23 protein-coding genes and 1 pseudogene are annotated in these 24178 nt (G+C 72.5%); 16 read left to right on the plus strand and 8 right to left on the minus strand.

Annotated elements, in window-relative coordinates; translation table 11 throughout:
* The first annotated feature begins 63 nt into the window (after nt 1-63).
* The 5 genes from ACFU5F_RS14330 to ACFU5F_RS14350 all read left to right on the plus strand — a co-directional run bounded on the left by ACFU5F_RS14330 (nt 64) and on the right by ACFU5F_RS14350 (nt 4911).
* The gene (locus ACFU5F_RS14330) at nt 64-984 is read left to right on the plus strand and encodes an ABC transporter permease (protein ID WP_383886753.1); all 921 of its coding nucleotides are present in this window, start codon (nt 64-66) and stop codon (nt 982-984) included.
* The gene (locus tag ACFU5F_RS14335) at nt 981-1787 is read left to right on the plus strand and encodes an ABC transporter permease (protein ID WP_383886673.1); all 807 of its coding nucleotides are present in this window, start codon (nt 981-983) and stop codon (nt 1785-1787) included. The genes ACFU5F_RS14330 and ACFU5F_RS14335 overlap by 4 nt, the downstream gene beginning before the upstream one ends.
* Nucleotides 1784-3370 (plus strand): ABC transporter ATP-binding protein, encoded by a 1587-nt coding sequence (locus ACFU5F_RS14340; protein WP_383886675.1) that lies wholly within the window; start codon nt 1784-1786, stop codon nt 3368-3370. The genes ACFU5F_RS14335 and ACFU5F_RS14340 overlap by 4 nt, the downstream gene beginning before the upstream one ends.
* A gap of 131 nt (nt 3371-3501) precedes the next feature.
* The gene (locus ACFU5F_RS14345) at nt 3502-4077 is read left to right on the plus strand and encodes a hypothetical protein (protein ID WP_383886677.1); all 576 of its coding nucleotides are present in this window, start codon (nt 3502-3504) and stop codon (nt 4075-4077) included.
* A 108-nt stretch (nt 4078-4185) separates the two neighbouring features.
* Nucleotides 4186-4911 carry a hypothetical protein gene (locus ACFU5F_RS14350; protein WP_383886679.1) on the plus strand — a complete coding sequence of 242 codons (726 nt, stop codon included), beginning with the start codon at nt 4186-4188 and terminating at the stop codon, nt 4909-4911.
* A gap of 58 nt (nt 4912-4969) precedes the next feature.
* Here ACFU5F_RS14350 and ACFU5F_RS14355 read toward each other — a convergent pair whose 3' ends face one another.
* The 4 genes from ACFU5F_RS14355 to ACFU5F_RS14370 are packed head-to-tail and all read right to left on the minus strand — an operon-like array spanning nt 4970 to nt 7984.
* Nucleotides 4970-5221: a hypothetical protein gene (locus ACFU5F_RS14355; protein ID WP_383886681.1), complete on the minus strand. Its 252-nt coding sequence runs from the start codon at nt 5219-5221 to the stop codon at nt 4970-4972.
* Nucleotides 5218-6567 (minus strand): hypothetical protein, encoded by a 1350-nt coding sequence (locus ACFU5F_RS14360; RefSeq protein ID WP_383886683.1) that lies wholly within the window; start codon nt 6565-6567, stop codon nt 5218-5220. Before ACFU5F_RS14360 ends, ACFU5F_RS14355 begins: the two co-directional genes overlap by 4 nt.
* Nucleotides 6564-7742, minus strand: coding sequence for an OmpA family protein (locus ACFU5F_RS14365; RefSeq protein ID WP_383886685.1), 1179 nt, complete (start codon nt 7740-7742; stop codon nt 6564-6566). Before ACFU5F_RS14365 ends, ACFU5F_RS14360 begins: the two co-directional genes overlap by 4 nt.
* Nucleotides 7739-7984 carry a hypothetical protein gene (locus ACFU5F_RS14370; RefSeq protein ID WP_383886687.1) on the minus strand — a complete coding sequence of 82 codons (246 nt, stop codon included), beginning with the start codon at nt 7982-7984 and terminating at the stop codon, nt 7739-7741. The genes ACFU5F_RS14365 and ACFU5F_RS14370 overlap by 4 nt, the downstream gene beginning before the upstream one ends.
* A gap of 249 nt (nt 7985-8233) precedes the next feature.
* Here ACFU5F_RS14370 and ACFU5F_RS14375 point away from each other — a divergent pair, with 249 nt between their 5' ends.
* From ACFU5F_RS14375 to ACFU5F_RS14390, 4 genes are read left to right on the plus strand one after another with little or no spacing between them, the layout of a single operon-like run.
* Nucleotides 8234-9634: a sensor histidine kinase gene (locus ACFU5F_RS14375; protein WP_383886689.1), complete on the plus strand. Its 1401-nt coding sequence runs from the start codon at nt 8234-8236 to the stop codon at nt 9632-9634.
* On the plus strand, nt 9631-10542 hold the full coding sequence (locus ACFU5F_RS14380; RefSeq protein WP_383886691.1) for a hypothetical protein: 912 nt from the start codon (nt 9631-9633) through the stop codon (nt 10540-10542). Before ACFU5F_RS14375 ends, ACFU5F_RS14380 begins: the two co-directional genes overlap by 4 nt.
* Nucleotides 10539-11504: a hypothetical protein gene (locus ACFU5F_RS14385; protein ID WP_383886693.1), complete on the plus strand. Its 966-nt coding sequence runs from the start codon at nt 10539-10541 to the stop codon at nt 11502-11504. Before ACFU5F_RS14380 ends, ACFU5F_RS14385 begins: the two co-directional genes overlap by 4 nt.
* Nucleotides 11501-12193: a Pr6Pr family membrane protein gene (locus ACFU5F_RS14390; RefSeq protein ID WP_383886695.1), complete on the plus strand. Its 693-nt coding sequence runs from the start codon at nt 11501-11503 to the stop codon at nt 12191-12193. The genes ACFU5F_RS14385 and ACFU5F_RS14390 overlap by 4 nt, the downstream gene beginning before the upstream one ends.
* A gap of 46 nt (nt 12194-12239) precedes the next feature.
* On the opposite strand, the gene ACFU5F_RS14395 is transcribed toward ACFU5F_RS14390, so the two are convergent.
* From ACFU5F_RS14395 to ACFU5F_RS14405, 3 genes are all read right to left on the minus strand, one after another.
* The gene (locus ACFU5F_RS14395) at nt 12240-12875 is read right to left on the minus strand and encodes a GyrI-like domain-containing protein (RefSeq protein ID WP_383886697.1); all 636 of its coding nucleotides are present in this window, start codon (nt 12873-12875) and stop codon (nt 12240-12242) included.
* An 858-nt stretch (nt 12876-13733) separates the two neighbouring features.
* Nucleotides 13734-14414, minus strand: a complete 681-nt coding sequence (locus tag ACFU5F_RS14400; protein WP_383886698.1) for a class I SAM-dependent methyltransferase — start codon at nt 14412-14414, stop codon at nt 13734-13736.
* Nucleotides 14415-14526: 112 nt separating this feature from the next.
* On the minus strand, nt 14527-15120 hold the full coding sequence (locus ACFU5F_RS14405; RefSeq protein WP_383886700.1) for a hypothetical protein: 594 nt from the start codon (nt 15118-15120) through the stop codon (nt 14527-14529).
* Nucleotides 15121-15450: 330 nt separating this feature from the next.
* On the opposite strand from ACFU5F_RS14405, the gene ACFU5F_RS14410 reads away from it, so the two are divergent.
* The 5 genes and pseudogenes from ACFU5F_RS14410 to ACFU5F_RS14430 all read left to right on the plus strand — a co-directional run bounded on the left by ACFU5F_RS14410 (nt 15451) and on the right by ACFU5F_RS14430 (nt 21919).
* Nucleotides 15451-17217: a VanW family protein gene (locus ACFU5F_RS14410; protein WP_383886702.1), complete on the plus strand. Its 1767-nt coding sequence runs from the start codon at nt 15451-15453 to the stop codon at nt 17215-17217.
* Between the two features lie 190 nt (nt 17218-17407).
* Nucleotides 17408-17533, plus strand: a pseudogene (locus ACFU5F_RS14415) (GntR family transcriptional regulator); the annotation flags it as partial.
* Between the two features lie 628 nt (nt 17534-18161).
* Nucleotides 18162-19577: a family 2B encapsulin nanocompartment shell protein gene (locus ACFU5F_RS14420; protein ID WP_383886704.1), complete on the plus strand. Its 1416-nt coding sequence runs from the start codon at nt 18162-18164 to the stop codon at nt 19575-19577.
* 86 nt (nt 19578-19663) lie between these two features.
* On the plus strand, nt 19664-21010 hold the full coding sequence (locus ACFU5F_RS14425; RefSeq protein WP_383886706.1) for a family 2 encapsulin nanocompartment cargo protein terpene cyclase: 1347 nt from the start codon (nt 19664-19666) through the stop codon (nt 21008-21010).
* Between the two features lie 15 nt (nt 21011-21025).
* Nucleotides 21026-21919 carry a geranyl diphosphate 2-C-methyltransferase gene (locus tag ACFU5F_RS14430; protein WP_383886708.1) on the plus strand — a complete coding sequence of 298 codons (894 nt, stop codon included), beginning with the start codon at nt 21026-21028 and terminating at the stop codon, nt 21917-21919.
* 70 nt (nt 21920-21989) lie between these two features.
* Here ACFU5F_RS14430 and ACFU5F_RS14435 read toward each other — a convergent pair whose 3' ends face one another.
* The gene (locus ACFU5F_RS14435; protein ID WP_383886710.1) at nt 21990-22151 is read right to left on the minus strand and encodes a hypothetical protein; all 162 of its coding nucleotides are present in this window, start codon (nt 22149-22151) and stop codon (nt 21990-21992) included.
* Between the two features lie 150 nt (nt 22152-22301).
* Between ACFU5F_RS14435 and ACFU5F_RS14440 the strand changes: the two genes are divergently transcribed.
* Nucleotides 22302-23012: a LysR substrate-binding domain-containing protein gene (locus ACFU5F_RS14440; RefSeq protein WP_383886755.1), complete on the plus strand. Its 711-nt coding sequence runs from the start codon at nt 22302-22304 to the stop codon at nt 23010-23012.
* Between the two features lie 267 nt (nt 23013-23279).
* The gene (locus ACFU5F_RS14445) at nt 23280-24149 is read left to right on the plus strand and encodes a hypothetical protein (RefSeq protein ID WP_383886712.1); all 870 of its coding nucleotides are present in this window, start codon (nt 23280-23282) and stop codon (nt 24147-24149) included.
* Nucleotides 24150-24178: the final 29 nt, after the last annotated feature.

Here is a 24178-nt window from a genome sequence, read left to right on the forward strand (position 1 = left end):
GCCGTCTCCCGGGTCACCCCGGGCGGGCGGTCGGCGCGCACCCCTGTCCTGGTCCTCGCCCGAGTGGGCGCGGTCCTGCTGAAACGCCTCCTCCTGCTCGCGCTGCTCCTCGCCCTCGTCTTCGGAACCGTCGAACTGCTGCCCGGCGACGCCGCCACGGCCACCTCCGAACGCGGCGAGAGCGCCGCCGACCTCGCCGCCCGCCGTGCGCTGCTCGGCCTGGACCGCCCGCTGCTCGAACGCTTCGGGGACTGGATGACCGGTCTGCCCACCGGCGACCTCGGCACCTCGGCCCGCGGCGAGAAGGTCACCGACCTGCTCTCCAGCGCCTTCCCCAACACCCTGCTCCTCGGCGGACTCGCCCTGCTGCTCACCGCGGTCGTCTCCCTCACCGCGGGCTGCTGGGCCGCACTGCGCCCCGGCGGCCGCCTCGACCGTGCCGTCTCCGGCACGGCGACGGCGGTCCTCGCCCTGCCCGAGTTCGTCGTCGCCGTCGCCCTGGTCCTGGTGTTCTCCCTGTGGACCGGATGGCTGCCCGCCGTCACCCTCACCGGCGCCGACGGAACCCCCGCCGACTGGACCATGCTCGTGCTGCCCGCCCTCGCCCTCACCGTCCCGCAGGCCGGCTGGAACGCACGCATCGTGCGCGCCGCACTCGCCGACGAGGCCCGCGCCCCCCACGTGGAGACGGCCGTCCTCGACGGACTGCCGCCCCACCGCGTCCTCACCCACCACGTACTCCCCGGCGCCCTGCCCGCCATCGCCGCGGGCCTGGCCACCTCCACCGGCATGCTGCTGGGCGGCGCGGTCGTGGTCGAGACCATCTTCAACCACCCCGGGATCGGCTCCGTCCTGGCCTCCGCCGTCAGCGACCGCGACAGCCCGGTCATCGCCGGCGTCACGGCGCTCTCCGGCGCCGTCATCACCGCCGTCCTTCTCCTGGCCGACCTGGTCCGGGACCTCGCGACGGGAGGCCGACGGTGACACTCAGAGCCGCCCTGCGCGTCACCCCCGCCCTGCTCCTCGTCGGGCTCGCCCTCGTCGGCCCCTGGATCGCCCCGCACGCCGTGGACACGCCGGTGACCGCCCCCTACGCCACCCCCGACTCCGCGGCGCTCCTCGGCGGGGACCAGCTCGGCCGGGACGTCCTCAGCCGCCTGCTCGCCGGCGGCCGCGATCTCGTGCTCTCCTCCCTCCTCGTCGCCCTCCTCGTCACCGGCACGGCCGCGGTGCTCGGCGCGATCGGAGCCGTACGTCCCCTCGTCGGACGCCTCGTGGAACGCACCGCCGACGTCCTGATGCTGCTCCCGGCCGTGCTCGGCATCCTCCTCGTCACCCTGTCCTGGCCCGACGGCGGCCGTCTCGCCGTCATCGCCGCCGCCGTCGTCCTCGGCGTGCCCTACGCCGTCCGGCTCACGGCGAGCGCGGCCACCCCCATCGCCGAGGCCGGGTACGTCGAGGCGGCGGCCGCCGGCGGCGAACGCCTCTGGTACCTGGTCGTCCGCGAGATCCTGCCCAACCTGCGCGCCACGCTGCTGGCCCTGTTCGGCCTGCGCTTCGTCGCCGCCGTCTACCTCGTCGCCACCGCCGGCTTCCTCCAGGTCGGCCCCCAGCCACCCGCCGCCGACTGGGCGCTGATGATCCGCGAGAACTCCTCCGGCCTCCTCCTCAACCCCTGGTCCGTCGTCGCCCCCAGCATCGCCATCGGCCTGCTCGCCCTCGGCGTCAACCTCGCGGCCGCCGCCCTCGCCCCCCAGACCGGCCGGAAGGCGGTGACCGTCCTGTGAGCCACGACCGCGACCGGTACGCGAAAGCGGAGAACCCTCCCCGCCACGACGCCCGTGACGATTCCCCGGCGGTCCGCGTCAGCGGCCTCACCGTCACCGCACCCGACGGCCGACACCTGCTGAGAGAGGCGTCCCTGACCGCCCGCCCCGGCCGTCTCGTCGCCCTCACCGGACCCTCCGGCGCGGGCAAGACCACCCTGCTGCGCGCCCTCACCGGCCTCCTCCCGCCGGGCACCACCCGCACGTCGGGACGGGTCGACGTCCTCGGCCACGATGTCTTCGCCCTCACCGACCGGGAACTGCGCACCCTGCGCGGCACCCGCCTCGCCCACGTCGGCCAGGACCCCGGCTCCGGACTCAACCCCCGGATGTGCGTACGCACCCTGGTCCGCGAACTCGCCGTCGACCGCGACCCGAAGGCGGTGGCCGCACTCCTCGCCGAGGTCCGCCTTCCGGACGACGGCCGCCTGGCCACCCGCCGCCCCGGCGCCCTCTCCGGCGGACAACAGCGCCGCGTGGCCCTCGCCCGCGCCCTGGCCCGCCGCCCCGACGTCCTCCTCCTGGACGAGCCCACCGCCGGCCTCCACCCCGAACTGCGCGACGAGATAGCCGAGTTGCTGCGCCAACTCGCCCGCGAGCACCACCTGGCCGTGATCCTCTCCTGCCACGACCCCGCCGTGGTCGAGCGCTTCGCGGACGACATCGTGGAACTCGGCACGCGATCACGCCCGTCGAGCCCCCTGCCCGTGCCCGTGCCCGTGCCCGCGCCCGTGCTCACGACCCGCACCGCCCCTGCCCCGCCGAGCTCCGCGGCCCGTCCGGCCCGTCCGGCCCTCGACGTACGGAACCTGCACGTGTCGTTCCGCGGAACGCCCGCGCTCACCGGCGTCGACCTCACCGTCGCCCCCGGCGCCGCGGTCGGCATCGTGGGAGTCTCCGGCTCGGGCAAGACCACCCTGGTCCGTACCGTCGTAGGACTCCAGCGCGGCACCTCCGGCACCGTCCACCTGGCCGGAACCGCCCTGAGCACGGGCCTGCGCGGACGCACCCGAGAACAGCGACGCCGACTGCAACTCGTCACCCAGAACCCGCTCGGCGCGCTGAACCCCAGCCGCCGCGTCGGCGACGCCGTGGGGCGTCCGCTGCGACTGCACCGCCGCTGCCCGGCCGGGGAGACCGCGGAGCGCGTGGAGCACCTCCTCGAACAGGTCGGCCTGCCGCCCGCCTTCGCCGACCGCTACCCCCACGAACTGTCGGGCGGGCAGCGGCAGCGGGTCGCGGTGGCCCGCGCCCTGGCCGCCGAACCCGACGTCCTGATCTGCGACGAGGTCACCTCCGCACTCGACACCGACACGGGGCGCGCCATCATGGACCTGCTGACGGACCTCCGCGAACGGGACGGCACCACCCTCGTCCTCATCAGCCACGACCTGCCGCTCATCGCCGACCGCACGAGCACCGTCACCGTGCTGGAGGCGGGCCGGGCGGTCGAATCCGGACCCACCGCCGATGTCTTCGCGGCTCCTCGGCACGCGGCGACGAAAGCCCTGCTGGGCACGGCCGTACCCGCCACAGGCCCCTGACTCCGCCACGCCGCGACGCGTACCGGCAAGATCTCCGGTTCCGTCCTCGTCCGGCGTGCAACCATCCCGCGCACCCAGCCGTCTCACTCGGCACCAGAGCTACACCGCAAAACATGATCAAGGGGTACGACATGCGACGTATCGGAGCGGCAGCGGCCGTGCTCGTGCTCGCGGGCACCACGCTGGGGACGGCGGCCGGCACCGCGGGTGCCGAGACCGGGACACAGACCACGCGCGCCGTGGCGGCCTGCCCGACGGGCTGGGGCAGCGGCGCCAAGGGCGGCGCCGCGGTGGGCGCCGACCACCTGCGGGACATCAGGACCGGACGGCACGCGTGCTACGACCGCATGGTGTTCGACGTACCCGGCGGCGGCCGGATCAGCTACCACGTCCAGTACGTGGAGCGGCTCTACACGGACGGGGGCGGCCAGTACATACCCGTCAAGGGCGGAGCGATCCTCGACATCCGCATCGGCGCGTGGAGCTACGACCTGGAGGCCGGCGAGCCGACGTACCCGGGCGTGGTGGGCAAGCGTCTGCCCGGCGTCGACGTCAGCGGCTACAGCACCTTCCGGGACACCCGCTTCGGCGGCACCTTCGAGGGCCAGACCCAGGTCGGCCTCGGCGTCCGGGCCCGACTGCCGTTCCGCGTGCTCCGGTTGGACGACCGTGTCGTGGTCGACGTCGCCCACCGGTGGACGAGCTAGCACGAGGCCCGGCACACCCCACGAGGTCACTGCCGACGAGGCCGGGTCCGTACGAGGTGCGGCCCCGTCGGAGGAGCACGGTCCCCGGCGTGTGGTGAAGTGGGGATCATGACGAGAAGTGACGCGATCGTGGTGCCGGAGCTGTACGTCGGCTACCCCGGGGTCGCCTTCGGCGGCTACGTCGCCGGCGCGCTCGCGCAGCGCCTGGACGTGCGGACGGCACGGGTGGACTTCCGTGGACCGGCGCCCGTCGGCGTGGCCCTGCCGGTCGCGGAGACGGTGGAAGGGGGCGTTCGGCTGGGCGAGGCGGAGCGTCCCCTCGCCGCGGCACACCCCGCCGAGTTGTCGCTCGACGTGCCGGCCGCGCCCTCCTGGGAGGAGGCGGCCGACGCGTCCGAGCGGTTCCGGTCCGATCCGCCGTCGGGCGTGGTCGACTGCTTCGGCTGCGGCCTGCGCGCCCCGGACCGAGGGCTGCGCGTGCACTGCGCGCCGGTCCCGGAGCCGGGCCTCGTGGCCGCCGCCTGGGTCCCGTCCCCCGTCTTCGCCGACCGCGACGGCCGACTCCCGGCCGGACTGGTCTGGGGCGTCCTGGACTGCCCGGGCAACTGGGCGGGCCGCTTCCTGGGCACCCAGCGTCCGGGCGCGGTCACCGCATCCCTGACGGGATCGGTCCTGCGGCCGGTCGTGACGGGCGAGCCGCACGTCGTGTTCGCCTGGCTGCTGGCGGAGTCCGGCCGCAAACACACGATGGGCGTCGCGCTCATCACGGCCGAGGGCGAACTGTGCGCCGTCTCCGAGGCGCTGTGGATCGATCCCCGGCCCGTTCCCATGTAGCGGGGCCCCGGACACCTGCCCAGCGGGGGCAGCCCGGACACCCGGGCCGCCGCCCGCCCTACTTCCTGCCGCGCAACCGCCGGGCGCTGTCCCGGTCGAGGGTCAGTCCCGTCGTGGGCCGGCGGTCCTCGGCGGTGAGGCGTCGGGCGTCCCGGCCGAGTTGCTCGGTACGGGTCCTGCTGTGTTCCGCGTACTGCTGGTGCAGGTAGTCAGGCATGCCGGGCGGTGGTGGCGCGTGGCCCGCGGCCGTGATGGTCGCGATGATCTCGCCGACGTTCCAGGCCTTCTTGGCCTTGCTCCACAGGCTCATGCGACCACCGCCAGACCCTCGTCGCCCTGCCCGTCGCCGTCGTTGTCGCCGAGGGGGGCCGTGGCAGGGACGGCTTCGATGTCCGTCCACGATGTCGCCTGGGCCAGTGCCAGGTCCAGGTCGCCGAGGGACAGCCGAGGGGTGGGGAGCGCGCTGCCGTGGCCGCAGTGCTGGTGGACGGAACGGGCGTACCTGATGGCCCTGTCCTCGGCGCTCTCGACGGCCCGGCGGCGCGCCTCGGTCCGCAGCCGCGCGCAGTCCCGTACCAACTGGGCCGTGAGTCGGGAGGCCTGGCGCAGCAGGATCTCCCGCTTGGCACGCAACGCCTCCTCGGTCCGGTGCGTGCCGTGCAGTTGGGGGGCCAGCACGTCGATCGCCTCGGTCGTCGTCGAGCCGTCCGCGAACTCCGACTGGTAGGACAGATAGGCCACCGCGCCGATCACGAGGGCGAACAGCGCGGCCATGACGCCCGTGAGGAACCGCTCGTCGGAGGGGCCGTCGAGGACGAGGCGCCAGGCCATGGCGGCACCGAGGGCCAGCGCCAGGAGGCCGCACAGCAGGAGTTCGGCCACCAGGGTCCGCACGCCGCCCTTCGACGAGCCGCCCCCGCCGAGGTCCCAGCCGCCGTGCGCGGCCCGGTACGCGCGGTGCCGTCTGCCGAACAGCTTCATCGTCAGCGCGACCCCGACCGTGCCGAGAATCCCGAACAGCAGTGCGGTGACCGAGCGGAGCACGCTGTCGGCGGACATCAGAGCCCTGCGCAGGTCCACGTTGAGGAACTTGGCCATCAGGAACGTCAGGACGACGACGTCGAGTGCGAGGAGCCACAGCAGCAGCTTCCTGGCGCGGGGCGGGAACCGCCGGTGCGCCCGGGAGCCGGCCTGCTCCTCCCCCTCGACCTGCGCGGACCAGTCGGCGTGGTGGCCGTGGGCCTCGGGCGTGGAGTAGGACTCGCCGTGCGGGCCGACGTAGCGGCGCTCGCGCAGGGCGGTGAGCTGGTGGTCGATGAAGCGGGCCTCGGCGTGCAGACCCTTGATCGTCGCGACGGCGGGTTCGACGGTTCTGGCGATCTCCGCCCTGGCCCACGCGTCGGCGCGGCGCTCGGCGACCCCGCGCAGACTGTCCTCGGAGTGCGTCCACGCGTCGGCCGGCCGGTCCCGGCCGATCCGCCGGGCCTCGCCGACGAGCGCGTGACAACGGACGATCTTCGTGAACGGCATGGGGCCCATCCCCAGCGCGGAGGTGAGCGTCTCGCCGAGCGGGATGCGCGGGCCTCGCCCGTGCGGCGCCGCGGAGTGGGTGACGTGCGGGGGACTCATGGCGCCCTGAGGGCTGCTGGATGTCATGACCGGCCGGGTCCTTCCTGCGGGGTGACGGTGATCTCGACCCGCCGGTTCTGGCGGGCCAGTCGCTCGGCGAAGACTCCGCCGGGCATGTTGTCGACACGGGGCCGGGTGGATCCGACCCCTTCGACCGATCCGATGAGGTCGGGGGAGACGCCGAGCCGGACGAGGCGCTCGCTCACGGCCCGAGCCCGCCGGTCGGACAGGGTGAAGCCGCTCGCCCCGGTGCCCACCTGGGCCGTGTGGCCGGTGATCCGTACGGCGACGTCGGAGCCGCACCGTTCGAGGCTGTCCGCGATCGGTTCCAGATAGCGGTCGGCACCGGGCGCGAGATGCGCGTCGTCCGCGGTGAACGTCACCGAGGCGGGAACCACGTAGGTGCCCTTGCAGGAGGTGGGGCTCGCGCCGACCGGCACCACCGGGACGGGCCTCTCCGACGCCGACATGAGCCGGGGCACGTCGTCGTCGCGCACCGTGCACGACGCCGCTCCCGAGGCCGAGCACACCGCCCGCCACAGCGCGGTGACCCGCCGGGCGGCCGGCAGCGGCAGCTCCGGCTGGGTGCCGTAGACGATGCCCAGACCGACGAACTCGACGTGCCGCCCGGCCGCGTCGGGCACCAGCGAGCGGTTCTTCAGGTCCCGCACGACGGCGCCGGGATCGAAGTCCCAGCCGAGCGTGCGCAGATCGAGCGGATCGACGGTCTGGACACCCGACGACACGAGGACGACCGTGCCGCCGGCCGGGGTGACACGCAGGGCCCGGCGGTAGGTGCCGAGGAGGTCGAGCCCGTCCGCCGCGGGCCGGCCCCCGGTCATCGCCGAGCGCAGCCCCGCCGCCTTGGCGCGGGCCTTCTCCCCGGCGGCGGCCTGGTCCTGTTCCACCTCCCGCGCGTCCCGCAGGGGCGTCAGGTCGACCTCGGTGACCCGCGGGTTGGTCGACACGACCACGGAGACCTTTCCGTCGCCGGGATCGACCGCGTTCAGGGCGTGACGGACGGCGATGTCGTCCACCACCGGTGCCCAGGGGGCCGGTTCGGCCATGCTGCCGGTGACGGCGACGGTCAACGCGGTCGGCCCGGGAACGGATCCGCAGGCGGTGAGGGCGCAGGCGGCCAGAGCGCAGACGAGCGCGAGAAACAGGGGGACGGTGCGCGGGACCGGTCTGTGCCTGCTCATGCCGCACCTGCCCGGCGCGCCACGGACGTCAGATGCCAGCCGCCGGAGCAGTGGGGGCAGCGGTAGGCCCGGACCACGGTCCACTCGGGGCGCATGCCGTGGAGTTCGGCACGGGCCCTGGACCGCCGGGCGGCCGCCAGGAGGAGCCGGGCGTCCTTGCGTTCGCCGAGACGTCGCTTGCCGGTGGTGGCGCAGACCGGCCAGTTGCGCCGGGGCCTGCGGGGTCGTCGTGTGATGGCCATGGATTCCTCCGTCGCCGATCGCGGCGTGGGGACGGACCGTGGACCGCCCCACCGTTGGCGAGAAGGAATAGCGCGCGGTCTCGGGCCGGACTCGTGGAAATCGTGAACAGGCCAGCTCAACGAGGGAGTTGGGCAAGCGCAGCGCGGTCCCACCGCACCGGGGTCGTGAAAACCACGACCCCCCGCGCGAGGGCTGCCCCACACTGTGCGCAGCGTCAGAACCCGACGAACGTCACGGGGGTACGAAGAATGTCCTTGTCCCGGCAAGACCGGTTGTCGCTGGTCGACTTCCTGCCCGCGCAGAACCGGCCGACCGGCCCCTGGGCCCAGATCGTGTGGGACCTGAGGGCGCCGGCGCCGATGAGCGTGTGGTCGACCCGGGTGACCGCGGCCCGCATCCACCGCTACGACCGGGTCCGGCCGTTCGCCACGCGAGGGTTCCTGCTCGCCGTCCTCGCCGTGCTGTTCGGATACGCCGACGACGCCCGGCCGCTCGCGTGGGCGCTGCTGTCGGTGGGCGTGGTGCAGACGACGCTGGAGATCTACCTCGACGGCCAGGCGCACGGCGGCGCCCGCTCCCGGTTCGCCGTGGTGCGGATGCTGCTTTCCTGGCAGGACGACTGGCAGTGGGAGCGCACCCTGCTCAACGCCACCGGGCTGCTCGGCGGCATCGCCGTACCCGTCAACGTGCTCGCCGTGCTGTTCCTCACCGGCCCCGGCGACCCGGGCTGGGGCAAGGTCGCCGCCCTCGCGGTGGCCCTCGCCTACGCCAACTCCGGCATCTTCCACGTACTCACGGACGGCACCTACTACTCGGCCAACCAGAGCCTGCCCCGGTTCCTGGTCACCCTGCGGGCCTACGGCTGGCTGCTGGTCACGGGGGTGCTCGTGGCCGTGGTGGGGCTGTCGGTGCATCTCGGGCGGTGGAGCCCCGAGATGGTGCCGCTGGCCTGGGCGGCCTGCGTACTGCCGTACTTCGTGGGCCTGAAGGCACGCGACTGCGACCGGTCCCTGCGAGCCGGCGGCGAGGAGGTGGCCGTGGCCATGAACGAGGCCCGCGACCGACTGGCACAGGACTTCCACGACATGCACACCGGGGCGCGCTCGCTCTTCCGGGCCCTGGCCGACGACGAGGGCGTCAGCGCCCAGGTGCGGATCGACGCCGCCGACTTCGCGCCCATGATCACCCTGGTCAAGGAGATGGCCGACGAGCGGGCCTGGGACGCCGGCGACAAGGAGATCGCTCTCGACGCGGTCCTCGCCCAACTCGCGCGGGACCACAGCCTGCGGCTCACCACGCGGCTGCAGCTCGGTGAACTGCGCCCCGCGAACCGGGAACTCGTACGCCAGCTGATCACCACGGTCGTCAGCAACGCCGCCCAGGCGATGGCACGCCGGGAGATCCACGAACGGCCGGTCACGGTGTCGGGCGAGGTGTCCGACGGAATGATCCACCTCAGGATCAGCGACCCGCTCCCTCTGATCCCGGACACAGCGTGGTGCGTGGACGGCAGCACACTGGCGTTCATGCGGGACAGACTGCGGCGCCTCGGCGGCGACATCACGCAGTCCGCGGTGGCCGGCGGCAAGGAGATCCACGGCGTATGGAGCGTCCGTCCCCCGAGGCTCAAGAGGGAGTCCACACGATGATGAAGTACCTCCTGATCGACGACCAGGGCAAGCGCAGCCGGGTGTTCGACGAGCAGGTCTCGCTGCCGGGCCGGCTCGAATTCGAGATCATGGACGACCCCGAACTGCTGCGGGACCTCGACACGGAGGACCTCGCGGAGTTCGACGGCGCGATCGTCGACTTCCATCTGAACACACCGTCCGGCCCCGGCTACCGCCCGCTGACCATCGTCGACCCGGCCCGGTTCGACGGACCGGTCGAGGTGCGCACCGGCATGGGCGCGATGCTGTACCTGAGGCAGCACGTGCCGGACATGAGCCTGTACGGGATGACCGAGCTGACCCACGGCCATGCGCAACTGTTCCTGGCCGCCGCCGCGGTGTGGCTGGCCGCGGACCCGCTGAACGTGAACGAGCCTCCGGAGATCCTGCGGCGGGTGCTCCTCGCCGCCGACGGGGAACAGGCCCACCTCCAGGCCTCCCACCGGCAGATGAGCGACTCGACCGGCCCCTTCCGCCGGCTGATGGACAGCTGCCTCAAGCGCAAGCACCTCACCGAGACGTACGACTGGCTGCGCTGCTACCGGATGTGCAACGGACCCCGGGCGCACCGGCAGGTCGCGGGTTCGGTGAAGCGGCTGCTGGGACTGCGGATCCCGGTCGACGCGGAGCGGACCTTCTTCCCGATGATGACGCAGTGGCAGACCGAGCTGGAGGCGTTCGTGCGGGCCTGGGGCGAGGACACCGCGCACTGGCCGGACGTCACGACGGGCGTCTCCGCGAAGACCTGGGCGGAGCGCAACCCGGTGCTGGACTACGTGAAGTCGGGCGCGTACGAGACCTTCTTCAACTCCCCGGACGTACGGGCCGCGTTGACGTTCCACCGCGTCAACGAGGCGAAGGAGCGGGAGGGGGAGGAACGGTCGTGACACCCACGCTTCACGCGACTCCTCCGTGGCAGGCCGTCCGTGTCACCACGGCCGACGGCCCGCGCGGCGAGACCCTCCTCGGAGTCGTCGACGGCCGACAGGAGGCCGGCGACCCGACGTTCCTGGTCGCACAGGGCTTCTTGGCATTCGTGGAACCCTTCGAGATGCAGCGGTTCCGGCTGATCGCGTCGATCCTGCGGGCACGACTCGTGGTCGTGGAGACGCCGGGCGCCGGGTTCGCCGCCTCCCGGCTGCTGCCCGCCGAACGACGCGCCCTGCTGCGGGGCGACTTCACGGTCCCCGCACGGCGCATGCTGCGGGCGGCCACCGACGTCCTCGGTGCGGACGCCTCCGGTGGCGGATCGGGAGGGGCGGGTGCGTCGGGCGCGTCGGGTGTGTCGGGCGTGTTGGGTTACTCGCTCGGCGCGTCGTTCGCCGCCGCGATGGCCGCCGTGTCCGGCACGGACCACACCGGACCGCCCTTGAGAACGGTCGTCCTGGTGGAACCGGTCGCGATACGACGCTGGAGTGCCAAGGGCCTGCTGGCCGCTGTGCGCCGCGAGAACCGTCTGATCCAGTCCTACCTGGACGAGACGGCCACGGTCCCCGGGGCCGCCCGCCCCCTGGAGGACCGCCCGGACTCCGAGCCGGTCACCCGGCGCCGCGGTGATCTGCTGCTCCTCGCGAACGCCCTGCGGGCCGCGCGCCTCGGAGAGGACCTCGTGGCCGGGGGACGCCGTCGGCCGGGCACGGAGAAGCGCCGGCTGGTCGTCGTACGCGGCGAGCGGAGCACGCTGTCACCGCGCGAGGGAGTGGCGTCCCTGGTGTCGTCTTCCGAGCGCCACGGATGGGCGGCGCACCTGCTGAGCGTCCCCGGTCCGCACGCCTTCTGGCACTCCCTCCCCGCCGTCGCCTCCGCGACGACACGACTGGGCCGCGTCCTCGAAACGACCTCGTCATGACCCTCCTCACCCCGAACCCCGCCCCCGACGCCGACCCGGTCGCGTCCCGGCGGCGGCGGGCCCGCCGGCTCGGCGGCCTGGCCGCCGCCACGCTCACGGCCGGTGTGATCTGCCAGTTCCTGCAACGAGCCGACCCGAAGCCCCCGTTGCTCTACTTCACCGTCGACTCGGCGGTCCTGGCCGCGGCCGTGCAGACCTGGCGGCTGGCGCGCGGGCCCGGAGACGGTGTGTGGGGCGAACGGATCCGGGGCGCGGCGGCGGTCGGCGTGGTCCTGTCCGCGCTCGTCTACTGCACGGTGATCGCGCCGAGCAGCCCGTCGGGCACATGGTTCGGCGCCCACGACGACGTGGGGGCCCGTGCCGCCACGGTCCTGCTGCACGCCGTCGCACCGGTCTGGGTGGTCGCGGAGTTCCTGACCGGCCCGTACGCCCTCGCCCCGAGCCGGCGCGAGGCTGTCCTGCTCACCTGCTGGCCGGCGCTGTACCTGGTCGTCGTGGGCGGCCTCTCCGGGGCCGGCGCGGCGACGATGCCGTACGACTTCCTGCGCCCGTCGCAGATCGGCGCGCCGGCCGTGGCGGTGGCCGTCGCCCTGCTCTACGCCCTCGCCCTCGGCCTCGCGGCCGCCCTGCTCATGGCCCGCTCCCTTGTCACGAGGCGCCGCGCGAGGCAGTGGGGCACGAGGCAGTGAAGTACGAGGCAGTGAGGGACGAGGTGAGGTACGAGGGGTGAACGCCTCACCGCTCCGTGGGTCGGCACCGCTCCACGGGTTGCCGCAGGACCGTTCTCAGCCTGGCCGGGTCGGTCCTGCGCGGGTCGCTGAGGTAGATCTCGTGATGCAGCCCCGCCTCCCGCAGGCCGTTGGCGGGGAGGTAGTCGCGGTGCAGTCTGGTGAGGACGGGTGTCTCGTCGTCGTAGGAGCCGATGTGGAGGACCTGGGCGCTGGCCCCCTCCCGCAGAGTCACCGGCCGCACGTCCTGAACGGCGGGCCGGTCCTTCTTGGCCAGGGCGGTCCGGCGGGCGTCCTCGATCATGCGGTCGGTGATCCAGTCGGGGACGTTGATGAGCATGCTCCACCGCCAGTTGTCCTTGCGCCTGGCCAGGAAGTCGTCCATGTCGTCGGCCCACCACAGTCCTTCGAGCGGGCCCACGACGAAGTCCTGGCCCAACTCGCGCTTGCTCGTGAACTTGACGGTATAGGCGACGGCGTAGAGGGCCTCGACCGCGTGGCGGTAGGCGTCGGCCGTGTTCGGATCGCCGTGCCCGTCGACGGCGAGATAACGGAGTTCGGGGATGTCGACGAGTTCCCAGTCGGTGTTCCTCGGCGCATAGCACCTCTTGAGCGCGCGCTTGACGTCGTACTTGGTCGTCATGCCGGGAACCCTCCTGCACGTCACTGTCATGACGGTGTCCTGGGGGGGGGCGGGCTCAGGCTCAGGCCGGAGCGGTCCGGCTCCGCGATTCCCGCCCCTTCTTTCCTCCCGTCCCCCGGCGCACTCGCGCCACCACGCAACCTAACGCGTTCCCGCGCGTAGTGACGGAGAACGCGGGGGCAGGTGGACGAGGGCGGGGGAGCACAGGTGTGACTCCACGGCACGCGCGAGTGTGGTGCGGTGCGAAGGCGGCCATGCCTACGGCGTCCCGCAGGACGTCCTGCGTCCGGTCCGACCGGATCCACCAGGGATCCCCGATGGCTGGAGGCGGAGGCTCTCGCAGGCCGGGAGACGGTTGCCGACGACAACCTCCGACTGCTCGACGAGGTCGGTTACCCGGCTCTGCGCTTCGACGCGAGCCGCTCGCTGTTCGAGATCGACATCAGTGCCGCGGACTTCCCGGCAGCATTCATGGAGGGCCTGGCGGACGTCATTCAGGGAGGGCCTGGCGGACGTCGGCCTGGCAGGTCCGGGCGAGATGCCCAAGATCTCGGGCGCCGACCTGGCACGTCTGACGGCACGGCACGGGGCGACCTGACCTCTCCCGGCCCGTCCCAGGACACACCCTGGTGCCTGACGCGGGCCAGGACCGCTTCGGACGGCACGCTTCTCGACGCCCAGCGGGTCGCCACCGGCACGGGCGAGGGCGTCGACAGCCTCGTGGCGGGAAAGCAGCCGCCGTGCAGGGTGGGGGGCTTGAGCCGGGCCGACGCAGGCTCAAGCCCTCCACCCGCACGGCGGCTGCTGATGCGGCCTCGCCGTGCGGGGCGACGGCGACCGCGTCGTGAGGGGAGAAGGTCAGCGCAGTCGGCGTGCTCGCAGAATCAGGTCGTCGGTGTGGTGCGCGCCGGCGCCGCCGTCGGGCGCCACGCGCGGCCGCTGCTCGTCCACCTCGATCTCCCAGTCGTCGTCGAGCAGTTCGGCGACCATCGAGGGCCACACGTAGTCGGCCGGGTCGAAACCGCCCTCGTGCGCCTGCTGTGTCTCCATGCCGGCGTGGTGCACGAGCAGCAGCACGCCGCCCGGTGCGACGGCTGCGAGCAGCGCCCGTTCGGCCGCGGCATCAGGGGTGCGCAGCAGGGCCGGGTACTGGGCGGAGACCAGATCGAAGGAGCCCGGCGGGAGCGCCGCTTCGGCGAGTTCGGCGTGGACCCACCGCACCGCGAGGCCGGCGTCGCGCGCGTGCCCGGCCGCCCGCGCCAGCGCCACACCGGAGACCTCCAGCGCGGTCACGTCCCAGCCGCCGCGCGCGAGCCAGACGGCGTCCGCGCCCTCGCCGCAGCCGACGTCGAGCACTCGTCCGGGGGTGAGCCCGGCGGTCTCGGCCACGAGTGCGCCGTTGGGCCGACCGCTCCACAACTGTGTCCGGTCGGCGTAACGGCTGTCCCACTCCGCCCGCACCGATGGGTCACCGACGTAGCCGTCGGCAGGGGGGACGACGTCGGACACGAGGAAGTCTGCTGCGATGTTGTCGGTCATGGTCCCACCGTCGCCCACCGCGTTCCCCCTCGGCCACTCCTGTTGCCGGTACGGCAAAACGTGTTCCGCGGTGAGGCGCTCGGGCCGGCATTCGGAATACTCGTCGCCGCCGTCAGGGCAGGTGAGGGCGCGTCTCCGACCAGGTGAGGAGCAGGTCTCGTACCGGCCCGGGAGACAGGTGGCCGGCAAGCTCGCCCGCATGAGCCGTCAGGTTCTTGTGTCGCCTCAGCTCGCCGATCTTCTCGATCGGGAGGTCACGCCAGTGACCTGCGAGGGCCCGTGCCGCGGCGGGAGTGAGTGCGAGTGCGCTGACGGTGTCGGCTGCCAATGCCTCGGGGTCCCAGTGCCGGTCTCCGGGATCGGGGCCGAGACGTTCGATCACCCACATCCGGAGCATGAAGTTCTGGTGTGCCTTGCGCGCGCGATCCCATGAACGGTCGCTGCTCATGCACTGGTTGGCCCGCAATGACAGTCTGGCCCACTCGCGGCAGGCTTCGGGAGACTCGACGCTGCCATAGGCGTGTTGCTGCGCGACGACCCGCACGGCCTCGAACTCACCGCCCTGAGCCCGCTCGGTGAACGACCGGAGCTGCTCGATCGACCAGGTGCCGAGGTCGTCGCTCGAGCTGTCATGACCGGAGCCGGAGCCGGAGCCGGAGCGGGGCCCGGAGGGGGCGTCGGTGGTGCTGTCGGCGTCGGCGTGCACACGACCTCGCTTCCGTGGATGGGAGAGATGGTCCCTGGCGGACTGAGAGTCTGGCCCGGCGGGCCCGGGCCGGTACCCGATGATCGGCGTGATGCCTCGCGGTGTCCAGGGCCGGCGGGGGCGCGCCCTCCCCGGCGCGCGCATGCGTGCCAGGGGTCACCGCGTGGTCACCGTGTGTCCCCGCGAGGTGATGTCGCCGAGGTGATCTGAACCATACGTGTTCTGCGACATACGTCCTTGTGGTCCGTTATGGGTAGCTTGAGGTGCCCGACCCGCCCACGGCGTCACGCCATCGCGCGCACCGCCTACCGAGAACCGTCCGGGAGCCCCATGCGTCTGCGAATAGCCTCCCTGCCGTCCCCCGTCCTGACGGGCGGCGCCCTGACCGTCGGCCTCGGCGGCCTGTATCTGGCCGGCCTGCTCGTCACGGGCGGTGACATCGAGGCGGGGACGACGGTGCGCGGGGTGGACATCGGGGGCCTCAGCCGCGCGGAGGCCATCCGCAAGCTGGACGATCACCTGGCGGCCGCCGGCCCGCGCGAGCTGGCCGTGCGGGTCGGCGACCGTAGCGGCACCGTCGACACGCGGCAGGCCGGACTCGCCTTCGACGCCGCGCGGACCGTGGACCGGGCGACGCGCACCGCGTCCGACCCCGTCAGCGTGGTCGGCGGTTTCTTCCGCTCGGGGGGAGACGTCGAGCCGGTCGTACGCCTCGACGAGGACAAGGCGCACACCGCTCTCGGGGACCTGGCGAAGACGCTCGACCAGAAGGTCCGCGACGGCGCCGTCACCTTCGCGGACGGCCGGGTCGCGCAGGTCGCCGCCCACAGCGGATACGCGCTGGACGCGGACGCCGCCGTCGACACCCTGCGGACCTCCTTCCTGCACGGCGCGGCGGACAAGGTCACGGTGCTTCCCGCCCGCGAGACCAAGCCCGAGGTGGCGGCGGACGAGGTACGGCGGGCGGTGCGCGACTTCGCTCAGCCCGCCATGTCGGCGCCCGTCACCCTCACCGCGGCCGGTAGACGCTTCACGGTCGACCAGGCGGTCCTCGGCGAACACCTGAGGATGGTGCCGGACGGCTCCGGCCGGCTGGAGCCGAAGCTGGACGTGAAGGGCCTGCGCTCCGCCCCCGCTGTCGCCGGCCCCCTGGCCGCCGTCACCACCACGGCCGAGAACGCCAGACTGAGGCTGGACGGCGACCGGGCCGTGGTGGTCCAGGACGCCCGGACCGGCGTACAGATCAGCGACACCGCGTTGAGCGAGGCAGTGCTGCCCCTGCTCACCAGGACGGGCTCCGCCCGCACCGGAGAGGTGGCCGCGCGGCGGATCCAGCCCGAGGTGACCCGCGAGAACGCCGCAGGGCTGGGGCTGACGCAGAAGATGTCCTCCTTCACCGTCAACTTCGAACCGGCCCCCTACCGCACGAAGAACATCGGGCGGGCCGCGCAGCTCATCAACGGCTCCGTCGTCATGCCCGGCAAGACCTGGAGCTTCAACCGGACCGTGGGCCAACGCACCGAGGCCAACGGCTTCGTCGAGGGCATCATGATCCTGGACGACCAGTTCACCAAGGCGGCAGGCGGCGGTGTGTCCGCCGTGGCCACCACCGTGTACAACGCGATGTTCTTCGCCGGGGTCAAGCCCGTGGAACACGGCGCCCACTCCTTCTACATCGAGCGATACCCGGAGGGCCGTGAGGCGACGGTCGCCTGGGGCAGCCTCGACCTCAGGTTCACCAACGACTCCGGCAAGGCCATCTACATCCAGGCCGAGTCCACCGACACCTCGGTGACCATCACCTTCATCGGCACCAGGCACTACGACGAGATCAGGTCGGTGAAGGGTCCGCGCACCCATGTGCAGCCGCCGGGCAAGAAGGTGCGCACCGACGAGAAATGCGTGCCCCAGACACCGCTCGAAGGCTTCGACGTCACCGTGGAGCGCGTCTTCTACGACGACGGCAAGGAAGTGCGGCGGGAGCCGTTCCGCACCCACTACACCCCGCGCGACGAGATCACCTGCGAGGCCTCCGAGCCGTCCGACAGCACCCGCCCCGACACCGGACCGGCCACACCTCCCGCCACCCACGGGTAGCCCTGGCGACCATCGGTCATCCGGCCCTGCCGCACACACCGGAGCGCATGGTCTTCACAGCCAGTACCGGGTCGAAGGGGGCGACGAGAGCGCCGGTGGCCACCGCGAGGAGACGGCCCGGGGCCACCGTCCAGCAGCGAGCCCACGTACTCCAGAGCCTCGGCGGGCGTCAGGACGGGCAGCCCCGCCGCAGTCCCACGCCGAGGAGCGCGAGGAGTAGGTCGCCGCGTTCCGTCGCCGCGACCCGCGGATCGCCGACCTGGTCAAGGCCCGTGTGCTGGGCTACGCCGCGCACACGGACCACGAACCGGCCTAGGGCCCTTCTGACGGATCTCCGCGGCGTCGCGTCGGACGGGCCCCAGCCGTCCGGGGTGCGTTCTCGGCTGCGGGCCCGGTGGTCCTTCTCGCGCAGTTCCCCGCGCCCCTGAAAGACCAGGCATCTGTGGGCCCTGAAAAGCACGGGGCGCGGTAGCCACCTGCCGACTGTTCCTCGACCATGCGTACGGCGGCTTCTCGGTCGATCACGCATGCAGCATCCCGTACGGATGTACGCCACCGCCGGCGCATTGTCCTGGCCGGAACGGGGGCCGCGGGCCACGCGATCCCGGCGGACGGTCATGGTGCCGAGTCCGCCCACGGTGTCGGTGGGTGTGTCCGGGTCCCATGCCGCGGCGGGTTCCCAGCCCGGCGGGATGCCGACCGCGGCGGCCCTGTGGGAGGACGGGATGTCACGTACAGCGGACGGATAAACGCATCGCGCTGATTGTCACTGCTTCGAGGTAAGCATCTCGTCCGCCTGGTGGATATGGGCGGTTCGGAGGCTAGGTTTCTGCAGGTGAACGGATTCCAGTGATCCTTCTCGCCGTTGCCCACCCCTCCCTGTCTCCCGGTCGGCGCACCCGTGTGCGCCTGACAGCCCGTCGCGCATAGGAGAAAGACCCCCGATGTCCGTCGACAGCAGTCCGGAAGCGCAGACCGCTCCAGCCACGCCGCAGCAGTCCCTGAGCACCGCCGCCGCCCGCAACCTCGCCACCACCACCAAGTCCGCCCCGCAGATGCAGGAGATCACCTCCCGCTGGCTGTTGCGGATGCTGCCCTGGGTCGAGGCCGAGGGCGGCGCCTACCGGGTCAACCGACGGCTGCGCCACACTCTCGGCAACGGGCGCATCGGGTTCGTCCAGGAGGGCGCCACGGTCCGGGTCATCCCGCAAGAACTCGGTGAGCTGGCCTTCTTACGCGGATTCGAGGACAGGGACGTCCTCGACGCGCTCGCCGACCGCTGCGCGCAGCGCGACTTCACAGCGGGTGAAGTGCTCGTCGAACGCGGCAGCCCCGCAGACCGGATCCATCTGATCGCCCACGGCCGGGTCAGCCAGACCTCCGAGGGCAGGTACGGCGGGAAGACCACGATCGCGGTGCTCGCGGACGGCGAGCACTTCGGCGAGAACGCGTTGTCGGACCCCGACGCCCGCCACGACTGCACGGTCACCGCCGAGACCGCCGGCACACTCCTCACCCTCTCCCGCGCCGACTTCACCGCCGTCCAGGCCACGGCGCCGCATCTGCGGGCCCACATCGACGAGTTCGCCTCCCGCACCCGTCGGCCGCAGAACAAACACGGCGAGGCCCGGATCACCGTGGCGGCCGGCCATGTCGGCGAGCCCGATCTGCCGGGCACCTTCGTGGACTACGAACTGCAACCGCGCGAGTACGAGCTCTCCGTCGCCCAGACCGTGCTCAGGGTCCACACGCGGGTCGCCGACCTCTACAACGGTCCGATGAACCAGAGCGAGGAACAACTCAGGCTCACCGTCGAGGCCTTGCGCGAGCGCCAGGAACACGAGCTGATCAACAACCGTGAGTTCGGGCTGCTGCACAACGCCGACTTCAAGCAGCGGATCCAGCCCCGGCACGGACCCCCGACACCGGACGACATGGACGATCTGCTCTGCCGACGGCGCGGCACCAAGATGTTCCTCGCCCACCCCAGGACCATCGCCGCCATCGGACGCGGCTTCAACGCCTGTGGTCTCCACCCCGACCAGGTCGATCTCGACGGGCAGTCCGTCCCCGCATGGCGCGGCGTGCCCATCCTCCCGTGCAACAAGATCCCGATCAGCAAGGAGCAGACCAGCTCCATCATCGCGATGCGCACCGGCGAGACGAGCCAGGGCGTGATCGGCCTGCGGCGGACCGGCCTGCTGGACGAGTACGAACCCGGGCTCTCCGTGCGGTTCATGGGCATCAACGAACAGGCGATCATCTCCTACCTCGTCAGCACCTACTTCTCCGCCGCGGTGCTTCTGCCCGACGCCCTGGGCGTGATGGAGAACGTGCAGGTCGCTCCGAGAGCGAGCTGAACCCCGTACCCGTCGCAGGTGCACGCCCGACACCCGCTCCCCGCACAACGGAGCGCCCACCCCGCCGTACCAAGGAGCCGCCGCCGATGCCCCACTCCGGGCCCCTCGGACCATCCCCCTCTGAGCAGCTGCCGAGGCCGACCACAGCCGTACCGGAGGTCTCCGGGCCAGCTGCCCCGGCCCGCCGGCCGGACGCGCCGGCCACCCCCGGCTTTCTGGCCGCACTCCACCCGCCGGTAGCCATCCTCGCCCCGCCGCCGCCCCCACCGCCGCCCCAGCCCACACCGGCGCCCGACGCCGTACGGGACACGCCTGAGACGACCGAGGCCGTCACAGCCCTGCAGCGGATCCTGCGGGGACCGACCGGACCGGGGACGGCCTCGCTCGCCGTGGCCGGCCGGTTCGAGCCCGCGATCCCGCGCCTGGTGTCCCCGGAGCCCGCCCCACCCGCCGAGGGGCGCGCCGTCCCCGGGCTCTACCACCACCCCGTGCCCGAGCCCGACCCCGTGCGCGTCGAAGAGGTGAGCCGCCGCATCAAGCGCTGGGCCGAGGACGAGGTCCAGCTCTATCCCGAGGAGTGGGAGGGCCAGTTCGACGGCTTCTCCGTCGGCCGCTACATGGTCGCCTGCCACCCCGACGCCCCCACGGTCGACCACCTGATGCTCGCCACGAGACTGATGGTCGCCGAGAACGCGGTGGACGACTGCTACTGCGAGGACCACGGAGGGTCCCCCGTCGGTCTCGGCGGGCGCCTGCTCCTCGCCCACACCGCGCTCGACCACTTCCACACCACCGCGGAGTACGCGCCGGCGTGGCAGCAATCCCTCACCTCGGACGCCCCGCGCCGGGCGTACCGCAGCGCCATGGACTACTTCGTCGGCGCGTCCACGCCCTCCCAGGCCGACCGCTACCGGCACGACATGGCGCGGCTGCACATGGGCTACCTCGCCGAGGCCGCCTGGGCACAGACCGGCCACGTCCCCGAGGTCTGGGAGTACCTGGCGATGCGCCAGTTCAACAACTTCCGCCCCTGCCCCACGATCACCGACACGGTCGGCGGCTACGAACTGCCCGCGGACCTGCACGCCCGGCCCGACATGCAACGGGTCATCGCCCTGGCCGGCAACGCGACCACCATCGTCAACGACCTCTACTCGTACACCAAGGAACTCGACAGCCCGGGACACCACCTCAACCTCCCGGTGGTGATCGCGGAGCGCGAGCAGCTGTCCGTGCGCGATGCCTATCTGAAGGCCGTCGAGGTCCACAACGAACTCCAGCACGCCTTCGAGGCGGCCTCGGCCGAACTCGCGGAAGCCTGCCCCCTGCCCCCGGTCCTGCGCTTCCTCAAGGGCGTGGCCGCCTGGGTCGACGGCAACCACGACTGGCACCGCACCAATACCTATCGCTACACACTGCCCGATTTCTGGTGAAGAACGGATATCTCTGTGACCACTGAAACGACCGCCACCCCGACCGCCCCCGCGACCCCCACCGCGAAGATCCCGGGGCCGGCGACGCCGTACCAGGGAGACATCGCCCGCTACTGGAACAACGAGGCCCGTCCCGTCAACCTCCGCCTCGGTGACGTGGACGGTCTCTACCACCATCACTACGGCATCGGCGACGTGGACCAGGCCGCGCTCGGCGACCCGGCCCACAGCGAGTACGAGAAGAAGCTCATCGCGGAGTTGCACCGACTGGAGTCGGCACAGGCGGAGTTTCTCCTGGACCACCTCGGCCCCGTCGGCCCCGACGACACCCTCGTGGACGCCGGCTGCGGGCGCGGCGGATCCATGATCATGGCCCACCGCCGCTTCGGCAGCCGGGTCGAGGGGGTGACCCTGTCCGCCACCCAGGCCGACTTCGGCAACCGGCGCGCGCGGGAACTGCGCGTCGAGGACCACGTCCGCTCCCGCGTGTGCAACATGCTCGACACCCCCTTCGACAAGGGCAGCGTCGCCGCCTCGTGGAACAACGAGTCGACCATGTACGTCGACCTCCACGACCTGTTCGCCGAGCACTCCCGCTTCCTGAAGGTGGGCGGCCGGTACGTGACCATCACCGGCTGCTGGAACCCCCGTTACGGCCAGCCGTCCAAGTGGGTCTCCGAGATCAACGCCCACTTCGAGTGCAACATCCACTCGCGCCGCGAGTATCTGCGTGCCATGGCCGACAACAGGCTGGTGCCGCAGACCATCGTCGACCTCACCCCGGAAACCCTGCCCTACTGGGAACTGCGGGCCACGTCCTCGCTGGTCACCGGCATCGAGAAGGCGTTCATCGAGTCCTACCGGGACGGCTCCTTCCAGTACGTCCTGATCGCGGCCGACCGCGTGTGAGCCCGGCCTCGCGGGGTCTGGACGCTCACCGGCGGCCCTGGCCCCGCGAGGCGCGGTAAGCGCGCCGGACTCAGCCGCCGAAGGCGGGCGCGTTCTCACGCGCCCACGCGGCGAAGGAACGCGCGGGCCGCCCCAGCAGCTCCCGCACGGTGTCGGTCGCGGGCCCCGGGCGGAGCGCGTAGTCGGCCAGGGAGCCGGTTCTCCTCCGCGGTCGCTGTCTCAGGTGGTGCATGTCCCAGGTGGGGCGTGACTCCGGCCGCGCAGGTCTCAGGTGCTGGGCGCAGAGCCCGTGAGCGGGGTGGCGTCGTGATATCTGACCTCGTAGACGGTCCACGCAGGACTCGCCCGGGCCCAGGCGGCCGGCCGGAACACGGGACGGACCCTGCGGCTGGGGGTCTTCGGCCACGCCGGACACGAACTACGGCCTCTGGTCGAAGCGTTCCGCACCCGTCACCCGGAATGCGCCGTGGAGTGCGGCGAGACCAACGGCAACGACGCGTTCACCGCCCTGCGCGCCGGCGTGCACGACGCGCATGCGCTGTGGCTGCCCGTCGTGGAGCCGGACCTCACCGTCGGCCCCACCGGGCTCACCGGGGGCCGCGTGCTGGCCGTGTCGGCCGACCATCCGCTCGCCGCGCGCGTACGGCGTCCCTGGAGGACCTCGCCGGCAACCATGTCGTCGACCGGGGCCCCGACGCCCCCGAGTACTGGGTCTCCGCCATGGTCCCCACCCGCACCCCGCTCGGCCACCGCATCCCCCGCGAGCCCGCCGCGCGGACCTTCCACGAGATCCTCACCCTGGTCGCCGCGGGACGCTGCGTCCACCCGCTGGGCGAGGTGGCCCCGCCCGCTACAACAGGCCCCCCGGCGTCGTCTTCCTGCCGCTGCGGGACGCCCCCGCCCTCGAACGGGCGCTCACCTGGCGTACCACCGCCGACAGCCCCACGGTCCGCGCACTGGCCCGGACGGCCGCCGAACTCGGCCCCCTCGCACTGTGACAGGGGCGAAGGAGGACGGACACCGGGCCACGTGCGCGGCGCCCACCGATGCGCATCCCGCAAGCTCGTGGGCCTTCCTTACGCAACACGAGTGAATCTGGCGATTTCGTCGCTCGGTGCGGATGTGCGTTCCGTACGGTCTGCGTACGGATCCGGCGGCCGGAGGGGAGTCCCTGACGGCGGGCACCGCTCGAAGGGGACACCTGCATGCCGAGGTTGGGGAAATAGCTGGACATGCGCGACGTCCGGATGAACTGCTGCCGCGGGTCAGGTCCGCGTGTCCGGGGCGCGGCGAGAGGGTGCGCCGGGCGCCGTGACATCGCGGAGAACCATCGGAAGGACCCTAGAGGTTGGGGGTGCGGATGATGTCCCTCGGACCGTCCGTCGGCTGTTGGGTGTTGACCCTCTCCCTGCTGCTGCGGGTACGGGGCGTGCGTGGGCGAGCACGGACGCGTCTGCTGCTCGTGGCGGGCTCGGCGGCCGCCGGGGGCGTCTACCGCGCCGCGCTCGCCGCGCTGTCGGCTCGACCCGCTCAGGCACCGCAGGCGGATGGGGCGGCCGGTCTGACCGTGATCGTGGGCGTGACCATCACGGTCGGGCTGGGGATGGCCGGTCTGGTGGCCGCGGCGGACGCCGGTTCGGGATGGCGGGCCTGGCTGCGGCGCGTGCTCGACGGGGCGGTCATGGCCGGGGCCGCGTTCATGGCGGGCTGGGTGCTCCTGGGCAGAGCGGGTGAGGAGTGGCGTCCGGGGACCGGAATGCTCGGCATCCTGTGGGCCGCGGAGGTCGTGTTCCTCGGATTCCTGCTCGCCCTGCGGCGTCTCGTGCGCGACGACCAGCGGGCGACTGTCTGGGCGGCGATCGTGGGAGTGGCGTTCATGGTGATCGGCGACAGTCTGCCGCTGTCGCCGGCCGATCCGGGCGGTAGCGAGGTGCTGTCCTTCCACTGGGCCGACGTCTGTGTCACCGCGGGACTGCTGATCGTCGCCGTCGGCCCATGGGTGCCCGGCGGGGCGAGCGTCCTGGGGGCAGGACGCCCGGCGCTGCGGTCGGGGATGGAGGGCGCCGCGGCGTTCGTACCCCTGACCGTCTGCACGGTCACGGCGCTGGGATACGTGCTGGCGCCCGCCGCCGCCGACCCGGTGCCCCTGCTGGTCGGCGGTGTGGCGCTGCTGGGCCTGTGGGCTCGTCAGATCTGTCTGCCGAGCGACGTGCGAACGCAGGACGACTGACCGGCTCCTGACCCGCCGTCGGCCGGCCT

Origin of the sequence: Streptomyces sp. NPDC057438 (genome assembly GCF_042802995.1) — a bacterium.
GTDB lineage: Bacteria > Actinomycetota > Actinomycetes > Streptomycetales > Streptomycetaceae > Streptomyces.